The following is a 12,847-nucleotide window of genomic DNA, read 5'->3' on the forward strand; positions in this document are numbered from 1 at the left end:
TCATCATGTTGCGCTTTTTGGGAAATCTTTTGTGGTTGATTTTTGGCGGTCTGCTGATGGGCCTGGCCTGGTGGCTGATCGGCCTGGTGGCGTTTATTACCATTGTCGGTATTCCCTGGGGTCGCTCCTGTTTTGTCATCGGCCAGTTCACATTTCTGCCCTTTGGGCGTGAAGCCGTGAGTCGTAGCGTCATCACAGGCAAGGAAGATCTGGGTACCGGCGCGCTGGGGCTGCTGGGCAATATTATCTGGTTTATTCTGGCCGGGTTCTGGCTGGCGGTGGGTCACATCACCCTGGCATTGGCGCTGTTCATTACCATTATTGGTATTCCCTTTGCCCTTCAGCACCTGAAGCTGGCACTGTTGACTCTGGCGCCAGTGGGCAAGGTCGTGGTGAAAAGTTAGTTTTTTGTTATGGCACGGGGGTGTCGTTCAACTGTTGATCCAGTTTATTGGAAACATATTTGGGGCCTCGAGTGAAACGCCCCAGCAAGTGGTAGGCGACCGGTAGGATAAACAGTGTAAACACCGTGGCGAAAGCCACGCCACAGAACAGGGTTATACCCAGCACCTGGCGGGTTTCTGCTCCGGCACCGAAGGACAGTATCAGCGGTATGGACCCGGCAATGGTGGTAATGCTGGTCATGACAATAGGGCGCAGCCGCACCTGTGCAGCGGTAATAATGGCTTCTTGCACAGAACTACCCTGATCGCGCATCTGATTGGCAAACTCGACGATAAGAATGCCGTTCTTGGCCGCCAGTCCGATCAGCATGATCAGACCAATCTGGCTGTAGAGGTTGAGGGTGTTGTCGCTGGCCCACAGACCCAGCAATCCCCCGGCTATGGCCAGTGGCACAGTCAGAATAATAATCAGTGGACTGATATAGCTTTCAAATTGGGCGGCCAGTACCAGGAACATCACCAGCACACCCAGAATAAATATGAAGTAACTGGCGGAACCGGACTTTTTGAAATCCAGTGAGCGCCCCTTGAAGTCAATCACCGCGTGTTCAGGCAAGTGCTCGCGCACCAGTTGCTCGAGATAGGTCAAGCCTTCGCCCAAGGGCAGGTCATCTTCCAGATTGGCATCAATGGTGATGGCGCGGTTGCGATTGTAGCGATTCAGTGTTTTTGAATCCGCGTATTCCTCCAATGTCACCAGGTTGGACAGGGGAATGAGCTGGTTGGAGCGCTCTGATCGCACATAAATATTGGTCAGGTCATCGGGGCTGTTTTGCTGATCGCGTTTGCCCTCAATCATCACGTCGTACTCTTCCCCGGCATCGAGGTATGTGGTGACTTTGCGCGAAGCCAGCATGCTTTCCAGTGTTCGCCCGATATTCTGTACTGACACCCCAAGTTCTGCCGCGCGGTTGTAGTCAATATTGACCTGTACCTGGGGGCTGGTTTCCCGGTAATCGCTGTCAATGTCGGTAAAGCCCGGGTTATTTTTACTCAGCTCTGCGTACAGGGTATCCCGCCAGCGGGCCAACTCCTCGTAGGTGCCACCGGCGAGCACAAACTGCACCGGTTTGGCTGTGCGGTTACCAATGCCCTGGCGCATAACGGGGTGAATCTGTACGCCGACCAAGTCCGAGGTTTTGGCGCGGATTTCAGCCATGATGTCCCAGGCGGAGCGGCGACTGCCCCACTCATTGAGAACCACAATGGCAATGCCGGTGTTAAAGGCATCACGTGGCGCGCGCACCAGAATCCGGCCTGCTTCTCCTTCGCTGGCCAGGGGTAACAGGCGCTGTTCAATTTCTTCGATGTAGGCCTTGGTGTAGGCGTAACTGGCTCCTTCGGGACCCTTGACCATGATAAAAAAGGCGCCACGGTCTTCCTTGGGAACGTATTCGTTGGGAATAAGGGCCACCAGCCAGACACAGAGGCCGATGCAGCTTGCAAAGAGTAGCCCGACCAGCAGCGGGTGATTCAGGCTAGCCTCTACCAGGTGGCGGTAATGGCCACGGCAACTCTGGAAGAATCGGTCGACTCGGGTTTCCGGTGCGAGGTCCCCGCCTGCCCGGGAGAGCAGTAATGATGCCAGCACCGGGCACAGGGTCAGTGCCACCAGGCTGGAAAATAACACCGCAGCGCTCATGGTGAGGGCAAACTCAGAGAATAACCGGCCCATATCGCCCTCCAGCATGGAGATTGGCGAAAATACCGCTACCAGCACCAGCGTGGTGGCGATGACGGCAAACCCCACTTGCCGAGTGCCCCGGAAAGCCGCGACCAGAGCGGGCTCACGGTGCTCCGCCATACGGCGATGGATGTTTTCCAGCACCACGATGGCGTCGTCCACTACCAGGCCAATGGCCAGTACCAGTGCCAGCAGTGTCAGCAGGTTGACCGTAAAGCCCATGGCCATCAGGACGGTAAAGGTTGCGATTAGGGAGATGGGAACCGTGACCGCGGGCACCAGCATTGCCCGAGCACTACCCAGAAACAGATAGATCACAAAGATCACCAGACCAATGCTGATGGCCAGGGTTTTGTAGACCTCGCCGATGGCCTGCTCAATAAACACGGAGGAATCGTAACTTTCGTGGATCTGCATGCCGTCGGGTAATAACTTGTTGAGCCTAGCCGCTTCCGTCTTGACCGCCCGCGATACCTCAATGGTGTTGGCGGTGGACTGTTTGGTGATGCCCAGACCCACCATGGTCTCCCCATTGCCGCGGAACAGGGTGCGGTATTCCTCGGTGCCCCTGTGTACCGTCGCCACATCGGCCAGTCGCACCAGGTAGCCATCCTCGCCCCGGCTCAGTACCAGCTGGCTGAAGTCTTCCGCAGTGCGGAACACCCGTTTCACCCGCACGGTAAATTCCTGCTGGATCGATTCGATCTTACCGGCGGGCAGTTCCACGTTCTCAGACCTCAGGGCAGCTTCCACATCACTCACCGTGAGGTTGTGGGCGGCAAGCTTGATGCGATCCAGCCAGATACGCATGGCCAGACTCTGGCCTCCCCCTATACGTACCCGCGCCACACCGTCGAGAATCGAAAAGCGATCCATCAAATAGCGTTCCGCATAATCGGTAAGTTCGGGCACCGAGAGCGCTTCGCTGGTGAGATTGAGCCACATAATGACTTCGTCATTCGTATCCAGCTTTTCTACGGTGGGCAGGTCGGCCTCCTCCGGCAAATCTTCCAGTACGCGGGCAACCCGGTCGCGGACATCGTTGGCGGCCGCCTCAATATTGCGGGACAGGTTAAACTCAATATTAATTTTAGATTCGCCATCGGAGCTGTTCGACTCGATGTACTTGATGCCCTCCAGGCCCGAGATGCGATCTTCCAGGACCTGGGTGATGCGGGTTTCCACCACGTTGGCAGCAGCGCCCGGATATTTCGTTTCGATGGAGACGATGGGTGGGTCGATATCAGGGTATTCACGCAGGGGTAGTCGATCAAAAGCAATCATCCCGAAAGCCACAAGCAGTAGGGAAATGACCGAGGCAAAAACTGGTCGCCGAATACTGATATCGGACAGCAGCATGGAATCAGTGAGCTCCGCGGTCAGTGCTTGACTGCTTGAGTAGTTCGCTGAGACTTTCCTCACCTTGCTGGGTGGCAGTGATGGAGACAGCGGAGCCCTGATTGAGGCGCATAATCCCGTGGGTGACCACCAGTTCCCCGGCTTCAATGCCGGTTATCACGGAGACAACCCCAGGGCGGCGAGGGCCGGTGGACAGCTGGCGTTTGGACACAGTGGCTGGTTCTTTGCTGGTATCCACTACGAAGGCAAACTGGTTAAACCCCTCCTGAATCAGAGCCTCCTCGGGAATCATGATGTAGTTAACCGGTGGTTTTTTTAGGGTCACCGTCATTAGCATGCCGGGTTTGAGCTGCCGTTCCGGGTTGGGCAGCAGGGCCCGCACGGAGAGTGCACGGGTGACAGGGTCGACCCTGGAATCAAGACTGGCGATTTCACCCTCAAAATCCTTGTCCCCCAATTCCCTGGCGTTGGCGACCACCGTCATTCCTGGTCGCAGGCTGTTGATGAATACCGCCGGCACCGACATATCCAGCTTCATGACATTGTCGTCGTCGAGTGTGGTAATCCTGTCCCCAGGTGTTACCAGTGCCCCAACGCTGATCTGGCGCAGCCCGACCACACCATCAAAAGGGGCAATGATGAGGCGGTCCTGCAGTCGGGATTGGGTGGCCTGGAGTTTGGCCTGGGCTGTTTCATAGGCTGCGCGGCGTTCATCCAGCAGGGACTCACTGGCCAGATTGGTTTTTACCAGCCCCTTGATACGCTGGTATTGGCGCTGTGCTTCACGCAGGGTTGAACGTGCTTCTTCAAGCAGGGCATGCTCTTCTTCGCTGGTCATTTCCACCAGTACTTTGCCGGACTCGACCCGTTCACCATCATCAAAGTGAATGGCGGTAATGGTTTCGGTGACGGTGGCAGAGAGGGTTACTGCCTCGTTGGCTCTCAGGGTGCCCAGTGCTTCGATGGTTTCTTCAAGGGGTTCGACCACCGCGGCTTTCACAAACACCGGTACCGGGGTGGCCGCGACTGAGAGGGCCGGGGCAGTTCCCAGCAGCAGGGACCCCAGCAGCGGGGTTAGGGCGAAAGCCTTCATTCGCATGTCAGAGAGTCCTTTTATCCGAGTGCATCGAGCATAAAAATTCGGCGTTAGTGAAATATGACAGTTCCCACGGCTAATGCAATGAAAAATGCCACCTTGGGTCGGCACTTAAGCTATCACCTTTATGCACTGTGTTGGTGCATCAGGATTTAGGTGCACAATCAGGGAACAGAATTTTTCGTGTGCTAATGGCATGTGCCGTGGTCAGTGTGCGCTCAAGCCCCTGTAAGAGGGGCATTTGCGATTGACACGGAAAAGTTGGCATATATCCTGAATGCAGTTTCATCAGTGTTCGTACTTTTGGCAACACGAATTGAGACAATCTGGCAAATAGAGCGCTAGGGTTCCGATTCATCGAAAGTCTTTTCAGGTCGATGGGTGTCTGGTCCGAGAGCACTCGACCTCTCAGTGATATGAGGGGTTACACGGCGGGACAAAAGCCCGGGAGACTTGTTTGGCGTTGAGCCAAAAGTACTCCACTTGCACCGGTGTAACCCGATACACGAAAGAACCGACTGAGAGGTTTATCATGAAAAAACTTGCTGCAATCCTTCTTGCTTCACTGCTGTTCTCCTCCGGCGCCATGGCGCGCGATGACTTTAAGATTTGCTGGTCAATTTATGTCGGCTGGATGCCCTGGGCCTATGGTGCTGAATCCGGCATCGTCAAGAAATGGGCTGATAAATATGACATCACTATCGATGTAGTACAGATCAACGACTACGTAGAATCCATCAACCAGTACACCGCCGGCCAGTTTGATGCCTGCACCATGACCAATATGGATGCCCTGACCATTCCCGCCGCCGGTGGCGTGGACAGCACCGCATTAATTGTTGGTGATTTCTCCAATGGCAACGATGCCGTCATTCTTAAGGGCAAGGAGTCTCTGGCAGACATCAAGGGCCAGCAGGTCAACCTGGTGGAGCTGAGTGTGTCCCACTACCTGTTGGCACGGGGCCTGGAAACGGTGGGTATGAGTGAAGCCGATGTGCAGGTGGTGAATACTTCCGATGCCGATATGGTGGCCGTGTACGGCACCGACGGGGTAACCGCGGTGACTACATGGAACCCGTTGGTGAGCGAGATTCTCGGTATGCCAAACAGCTACAAGGTGTTCGATTCCTCCCAGATTCCCGGCGAGATCATCGACCTGCTGGTGATCAATACCGAAACCCTCAAAGAGAACCCAAAATTGGGTAAGGCTCTGACCGGCGCCTGGTATGAAATCATGGGCCTAATGAGTGGCTCGGGCGAGGAGGGTGAAGCCGCTCGTACCTTTATGGCACAGGCTTCCGGCACCGACCTGGCCGGTTACGATGCCCAGCTGGCTGCTACCAAAATGTTCTATACCCCGAGCTCCGCCCTGGAGCTGACCAACAGCGACAAGCTCACTGCCACCATGAAGGCAGTGGCTGAGTTCTCCTTCGATCACGGTCTACTCGGTGATGGTGCCCCCGATGCCGGGTTTATCGGTGTCGAAACACCAGCCGGTCTTTACGGCAGCAGCAGCAACGTCAAGCTGCGCTTTGATCCCAGCTACATGCAAATGGCAGCTGACGGAAAACTCTAAGTCTGGCGTAACCAAGCGGGAGCGGTTTGCCGCTCCCTGAGGACGAGTCATGAAACGACTGATCAATCTGGCCCCTTCGCCAGTGGTGAGCATGATGTTGGCGCTGTTGCCCTTCGCACTGATCCTGCTGATGTACGTGGCTTCTTCTGATCTGAGGCTGGAGGCTAATCCCAACGACAAGTTGCTGCCAAGCTTCAGTCAGATCGGCGATGCAATCCACCGCATGGCATTCGAACCCAGCAAGCGCACCGGGGAATACCTGTTCTGGCAGGACACCGCCAGCAGCCTCCAGCGCCTCGGCCTGGGGGTACTGATTGCAGCTTCGCTGGGGCTGGCACTGGGGATTTTTACCGGCGCACTGCCGCTGGTGAATGCTGGCGTTTCACCGCTATTGACGGTGGTATCGCTGGTTCCGCCGCTGGCGCTGCTGCCGATTCTATTTATCGTGTTCGGCCTTGGAGAATTGTCCAAGGTGATGCTGGTGGCTATCGGTATCACTCCGGTGATTGCCAGGGATATTCAGCGACGTACCCGGGAAATTCCGGCTGAACAGCTGGTGAAAGCCCAGACCCTGGGGGCCAACACAGCACAGATCATGATTCGGGTACTGTTGCCACAGTTGCTACCGAAGCTGATTGACGCAGTGCGATTGACCCTGGGGGCCGGTTGGCTGTTCCTGATCGCCGCTGAAGCCATCGCCTCTACTGACGGCTTAGGCTACCGGATTTTTCTGGTGCGCCGCTACATGTCCATGGATGTGATCCTGCCCTATGTGGCGTGGATTACCCTGTTGGCATTCCTGTTTGATGTGGCGCTTGCCTGGCTCAGCCGCAGGCTGTTCCCCTGGCATGCAAATGGGGGGGCTCAGTAATGATCGAAGCAAATAACCTCTGGAAGCGCTACGGCGACAACGTGGTGTTGGAACAGATCAACATGCACGTGGCGGAACGGGAGTTCGTCACCATGGTGGGCACCTCCGGTTGCGGCAAGAGCACCTTCCTGAAAATGCTGCTCGGCACCGAGAGCCCCAGCAGTGGCTCATTGCTGCTGGACGGCAAGCCCATCTCCTCCGAGCCCGGACCCGATCGCGGCATCGTGTTCCAGCAGTACTCGGTGTTTCCCCACATGACCGTGCTGGAAAACGTGGTGGCGGCCAAAGCCTTTCAACGCCCAGGTATTACCGGCTACCTGTTTGGCGGTGCCAAAAAGGCGGCGCGCCATGAAGCTGCTGAGATTCTCGAGCAGGTAGGATTGAGCCATGCTCTCAACCGCTACCCTCACGAACTGTCCGGGGGCATGAAACAGCGGCTCGCCATCGCCCAAGCCCTGTTAGCCAAGCCGCGCATCCTGTTACTGGATGAACCGTTTGGCGCATTGGACCCGGGTATTCGCGCCGACATGCATGAGCTGATCCTGAACCTGTGGCGCGAGTACAAGCTGACGGTATTCATGGTCACCCATGACCTCAAGGAAGGCTTTTACCTGGGCACCAGGCTGTGGGTGTTCGACAAACTGCGTCACGATCCCCAGGCCCCCAACGCCTACGGGGCTTCCATTACTTATGACTTGCCTGTTGGCCAACTGGATCAGCGGCTCTATCAAGAGATCGACGACAGCCTGAGGCCGGTGTACACCGGCCAGAGTGAAGATGGGTTGGAAGGACAACCATGACGAATATGTACTACACCACCGATATTGCACCCGGCGGCCATTGGTCGCTGCGGCTGCGACGCGGCACGCTAATGCGGCTTACCGACCTCGAGGGCGGCTCCAACGTTGGCATGCTGTTTTACAACCCGGAAAACCTGCTGGAGCGTTACAACGCGCCTGATACCCTGAAGTGCCAGCACACATTCAAACTGACCCGCGGCAATTGCCTGTATTCTGATATGGGGCGGATTTTCGCCTCGGTGGTCGAGGACAGCGTCGGCTGGCATGAAACCATCTGCGGCAACAGCCGCGCCGATCAGGTGGCAGCGCGATGGGGTAAGCGGGACTACCAGGGAGACCGCAACCAGTGGCACCAGAACGGCCACGATGCCTTTCTGGTGGAACTGGCTAAATACGGTCTCGGTAGTGCCGACCTGGCCGCCAACATCAATTGGTTCAGCCAGGTGGCTGCCGACGACGACGGCAATCTGCGGCTGGTGGAAGGGGCCAGTCCCGCCGGCAGCCAGCTGAGCCTGCGATTCGAGATGGACACCCTGGTGCTGCTGCACAGCTGCCCCCATCCCCTCAACCTTTCCTCCGAGTACCCTGCGCGTCCGGTGGGTATCGAGCTGGGAGTAGCGGAGCCAGTGACGTTGGATGACGTCTGCCGCAACCACTGTCCGGAAAACCGCCGCGGCTTTGCCAACAACGCACTCTATTACCTGGGGGCGGCTCCCGAGTTGTTGCCTTTTCTAGAGGGGGGAATCTGACATGCTGACAAGCAGTTCACGCCAACCCGAAAATGCCTGCCTGCGTCAGGTGATTGATGCCGGTGATTACTACCTGGGCGCTGTTAAGGCTGGCCAGACCCTGCGCATCCTCGACCTCGAGGGCAACCAGGCGGCGGATACCCTGTTTTACAGCGCCGCCGATCCGGCGGAGCATTACAGTGCCACGGATACCATCCGTGAGCAGGGCAACCTCTACCTGACCACTGGCTCGGTGCTGCGCTCCAATGAGAACAACCCGATGCTGGAGATCGTCGCCGATACCTGTGGCCGCCACGACACCATTGGCGGCGCCTGCGCCACTGAGAGCAATACCGTGCGCTACGACCTCGAAAAGCGCTGTATGCATGCCTGTCGGGACAGTTGGATGCTGGCCATTGCCGAGCATCCGGAATTCGGCATCGGCAAACGGGACATCAGCCACAACATCAATTTCTTCATGAATGTGCCGGTGACCGTCTCCGGTGGGCTGACCTTCGAGGATGGCATTTCCGCGCCGGGTAAGTATGTGGAGTTGACCGCAAAAATGGATGTGCTGGTGCTGATTTCCAACTGCCCGCAGCTCAACAACCCCTGCAATGGCTATAACCCCACGCCGGTGGAAATTCTGGTTTGGGATAACTGATTCGCCAGATTCCCCTTCAGTGGACGACCACTGTCGCAGCCATGAGAACCGGGACGACCCGGTCGAGGTTAGAAGATGTTCAACAAAGTCCTGATTGCCAACCGCGGCGCCATAGCCACCCGCATCGTTCGCACCATGAAGCGGCTCGGCATCGGCTCGGTGGCGGTATACGCCGACTGCGATGCCGACAGCCTGCACGTGCGCCTTGCCGATGAAGCTTATCGCCTCGGCGAGGGCGGAGCTGCCGATACCTATTTGAATATGGACCGACTGCTGGAAATCGCCGCCGAATCCGGTGCCGAGGCCATTCACCCGGGCTACGGTTTTCTCAGTGAAAACACTGGCTTTGTGGGCCGCTGTGAGGCAGCGGGTGTCGTTTTTATCGGTCCCACTGCAGAGCAGATGGAAGCGTTTGGGCTGAAACACCGGGCCCGGGAGCTGGCCACCGCTGCTGAAGTGCCACTGTTGCCCGGTTCCGACCTGTTGCGGGATCTGGATGAGGCCAAAACTGTGGCCGCGCAGATCGGCTACCCGGTGATGCTGAAGAGTACCGCCGGTGGCGGCGGCATCGGCATGCAGCTCTGCCACAGCGAGGAGGAACTGAGCAGCGCCTTCGATTCGGTGAAGCGCTTGGGGGCCAATAACTTTGCCGACGACGGCGTGTTCCTGGAGAAATTCATCGCCCGAGCCCGCCATATCGAGGTGCAGGTTTTTGGTGATGGCTGTGGCCAGGCCCTGGCCCTAGGGGAGCGAGACTGTTCCAGCCAGCGTCGCAACCAGAAGGTGGTGGAAGAGTGCCCGGCGCCCAACCTCACAGACGAGGTGCGCCAGCAACTGCACACCACCGCCGAGTTGCTGCTGGCCAGCGTCAGCTATCGCAATGCCGGCACCGTGGAATTTATTTACGACGCCGACACGGACCATTTCTACTTCCTCGAGGTCAATACCCGCCTGCAGGTGGAGCACGGTGTCACCGAGGAAGTGTACGGCGTTGACTTGGTTGAGTGGATGCTGCGGTTGGCCGCGGGGGAAGATTTATCGCTGCAAACCCGACGCGGGCAGCTTCGCCCTAGCGGCCATGCCATACAGGTACGGGTCTATGCAGAGGATCCCTATCGGAACTTTCAGCCTTCGCCCGGTCTTCTGACCCAGGTGATGTTTCCCAAGGGGGAGGGGGTCCGTATTGACCATTGGATTGAGGCGGGCACCGAGGTGCCACCTTTCTTTGATCCCATGTTGGCTAAGATCATCGTGCACGATACGGACCGTGAGGCAGCACTGATCAAACTGCAATGGACCCTGGACAACACCGCTCTGTACGGCAGCGAAACCAACCTGGACTACCTGCGCACCCTGAGTCGCGATCCTGTGCTGGTGCGCGGCGAGGTCACCACCCGCTACTTGAATAGCGTTAATTTTCAGCCCACCCGCATCGATGTGTTGCAGGGTGGCACCCAGACCACGGTACAGGACTATCCCGGTCGCAGCGGCCACTGGGATGTGGGTGTGCCACCCTCGGGCCCCTTCGACAGCTATTCCTTCCGGGTTGCCAACCGCCTGCTTGGCAACCCGGCGGATGCGGCAGCTCTGGAGATTACATTGCAGGGGCCGACCCTGGCGTTCTCCTGCGATACCCAGTTGGTGATCGGCGGCGCTGCCATTGACGCCAAGCTGGTGAATACTGAATCCGGCGAGCAGCGCCCCGTGCCTCTGTGGCAGGTAGTAGACGTCAAGGCCGGCCAGCAGCTCAGCCTGGGACGCATCCGCGACGGCGGTGCCCGCGCTTACCTGGCGGTACGCGGCGGTATCCAGTGTCCCGCTTACCTGGGTTCCCGCGCCACCTTTACCCTGGGCCAGTTCGGGGGGCACAACGGTCGCGCTCTGTGCAGTGGCGATGTGCTCCATCTGGACCAGACTGCCGCTGCGGTCGCGCCAGCTCAGCTCGATCCGGCACTGCTGCCGCAGATTGGCAACAGCTGGCAGCTGCGGGTGATATACGGTCCCCATGGTGCCCCGGACTTTTTCACTGACATGGATATCGAAACGTTCTTCGCTCACGACTGGGAAGTGCACTACAACTCCAGCCGCACCGGGGTGCGCCTGATTGGCCCGAAACCGGCCTGGGCACGGCAGGATGGCGGGGAGGCGGGTCTGCATCCGTCCAATATCCACGACAACGCCTACGCCTTTGGCACCGTGGACTTCACCGGTGATATGCCGGTGATCCTCGGTCCGGACGGCCCCTCCCTGGGGGGCTTTGTTTGCCCGGCTACGGTAATCAGTGCCGACCTGTGGAAACTGGGCCAGCTCCACGCGGGGGACAAGGTGCGTTTTGTGCCGGTAAGCATCGAACAGGCAGTGGCGCTGGAGGCGGCGCAGCAGCGGCAGGTGGATAGCCTTGTCCCCCATGAACTGACCTGGCAGCCGGTTACGCCGGAAACTCCGGTACTGGCGCGACTGAAAGCCCATGAGTTTGGTGACGAAATTGTTTATCGCGCCGCCGGGGATCACTTTCTGTTGGTGGAATACGGTGAGCAGGTGCTGGATATTCGCCTGCGCTTTCGCGCCCACGCCCTGATGCAGTGGCTGCAACAGAATTCACTGCCGGGCATCCGTGAACTGACCCCGGGCATCCGTTCCCTGCAGATTCATTTCGATAGCCAGAAACTGGATCACCGCCGCCTACTGACCCACCTGCGCACCGCTGAAGAGTCATTGGCGAATCGGCTGGAACAGTTGGCGGTGCCGTCGCGCATCGTCCATATCCCGCTGTCCTGGGACGACGAGGCCTGTCGTTTGGCGATCGAGAAATACAGCCAGTCGGTGCGCAAAAATGCCCCCTGGTGTCCCAGCAACCTGGAATTCATCCGCCGTATCAACGGCCTGGACAGCATCGATGAAGTAAAACGTATCCTGTTTGAGGCCAGCTACCTGGTAATGGGTTTGGGGGATGTGTACCTGGGGGCGCCGGTTGCCACCCCGGTGGACCCGCGCCACCGGCTGGTGACCACCAAGTACAACCCGGCGCGCACCTGGACCGCGGAAAACTCCGTGGGCATCGGCGGCTCCTACCTGTGCGTTTACGGCATGGAGGGGCCGGGCGGTTACCAGTTTGTCGGTCGCACCCTGCAGATGTGGAACCGCTACCGGCAGACGGCGGAATTTTCCAAACCCTGGCTGCTGCGCTTCTTTGACCAGATTCGCTTCTACGAGGTCAGCCAGGAAGAGTTGCAGGAGATCCGCCGGGAATTTCCCCGCGGCAACTATCCCCTGAAGATCGAGGAATTAGCCCAGTGGCATGCCACCGGCCAGTTCAATTTCGAGGCCGAGGAGCAGCAACAGCAAGAGGATGAGGTGAGCTGGCCCGAGGATAGCATCGTGGTGGATAGCCCCGTGTCCGGCAGTGTCTGGCAAACCGAAGTGGCGGTGGGTGATCACGTGCGCGCCGGTCAGGCGCTGGTGATTCTGGAGTCCATGAAGATGGAAATTCCCATTCAGGCGCCCCGTGACGGGGTGGTCAGCCACCTGCTGCTGAGTGCTGGCCAGCGGGTGCGGCCGGGACAGGCGCTGGTGGTACTGGAAGAGATGGTTTGAGGAGCAGTGAA

The 12,847-nt window shown here is 58.1% G+C and carries 9 protein-coding genes and 1 riboswitch; of the genes, 7 read left to right on the top strand and 2 right to left on the bottom strand.

What is annotated here, in order from left to right; genetic code table 11:
• Nucleotides 1-5: 5 nt before the first annotated feature.
• Nucleotides 6-404: a YccF domain-containing protein gene (locus Q8A57_RS05275; RefSeq protein ID WP_305169941.1), complete on the top strand. Its 399-nt coding sequence runs from the start codon at nucleotides 6-8 to the stop codon at nucleotides 402-404.
• Between the two features lie 7 nt (nucleotides 405-411).
• Here the strand turns inward: Q8A57_RS05275 and Q8A57_RS05280 are convergent, their stop codons facing one another.
• Complete coding sequence (locus Q8A57_RS05280; protein ID WP_305169942.1) at nucleotides 412-3,507, bottom strand: efflux RND transporter permease subunit; 3,096 nt, start codon at nucleotides 3,505-3,507, stop codon at nucleotides 412-414.
• A 4-nt stretch (nucleotides 3,508-3,511) separates the two neighbouring features.
• Nucleotides 3,512-4,606 (bottom strand): efflux RND transporter periplasmic adaptor subunit, encoded by a 1,095-nt coding sequence (locus tag Q8A57_RS05285; protein WP_305169943.1) that lies wholly within the window; start codon nucleotides 4,604-4,606, stop codon nucleotides 3,512-3,514.
• Between the two features lie 327 nt (nucleotides 4,607-4,933).
• A riboswitch (guanidine-I (ykkC/yxkD leader) is annotated at nucleotides 4,934-5,056 on the top strand.
• A gap of 133 nt (nucleotides 5,057-5,189) precedes the next feature.
• On the opposite strand from Q8A57_RS05285, the gene Q8A57_RS05290 reads away from it, so the two are divergent.
• The 6 genes from Q8A57_RS05290 to uca all read left to right on the top strand — a co-directional run bounded on the left by Q8A57_RS05290 (nucleotide 5,190) and on the right by uca (nucleotide 12,836).
• Nucleotides 5,190-6,179: a putative urea ABC transporter substrate-binding protein gene (locus Q8A57_RS05290; protein WP_305170159.1), complete on the top strand. Its 990-nt coding sequence runs from the start codon at nucleotides 5,190-5,192 to the stop codon at nucleotides 6,177-6,179.
• A 49-nt stretch (nucleotides 6,180-6,228) separates the two neighbouring features.
• On the top strand, nucleotides 6,229-7,050 hold the full coding sequence (locus Q8A57_RS05295) for an ABC transporter permease (protein WP_305169944.1): 822 nt from the start codon (nucleotides 6,229-6,231) through the stop codon (nucleotides 7,048-7,050).
• The gene (locus Q8A57_RS05300; RefSeq protein ID WP_305169945.1) at nucleotides 7,050-7,850 is read left to right on the top strand and encodes an ABC transporter ATP-binding protein; all 801 of its coding nucleotides are present in this window, start codon (nucleotides 7,050-7,052) and stop codon (nucleotides 7,848-7,850) included. Before Q8A57_RS05295 ends, Q8A57_RS05300 begins: the two co-directional genes overlap by 1 nt.
• A complete protein-coding gene (locus Q8A57_RS05305; RefSeq protein ID WP_305169946.1) occupies nucleotides 7,847-8,599 on the top strand; it encodes an urea amidolyase associated protein UAAP1 in 753 nt (250 codons plus the stop codon). Before Q8A57_RS05300 ends, Q8A57_RS05305 begins: the two co-directional genes overlap by 4 nt.
• Before the next feature lies 1 nt (nucleotide 8,600).
• Complete coding sequence (locus tag Q8A57_RS05310) at nucleotides 8,601-9,242, top strand: urea amidolyase associated protein UAAP2 (RefSeq protein ID WP_305169947.1); 642 nt, start codon at nucleotides 8,601-8,603, stop codon at nucleotides 9,240-9,242.
• A 75-nt stretch (nucleotides 9,243-9,317) separates the two neighbouring features.
• A complete protein-coding gene (gene uca / locus Q8A57_RS05315) occupies nucleotides 9,318-12,836 on the top strand; it encodes an urea carboxylase (protein WP_305169948.1) in 3,519 nt (1,172 codons plus the stop codon).
• The last annotated feature ends 11 nt before the right edge of the window (nucleotides 12,837-12,847 follow it).

Source organism: Porticoccus litoralis (assembly GCF_030676955.1).
Classification (GTDB): Bacteria; Pseudomonadota; Gammaproteobacteria; order Pseudomonadales; family Porticoccaceae; genus Porticoccus; species Porticoccus litoralis.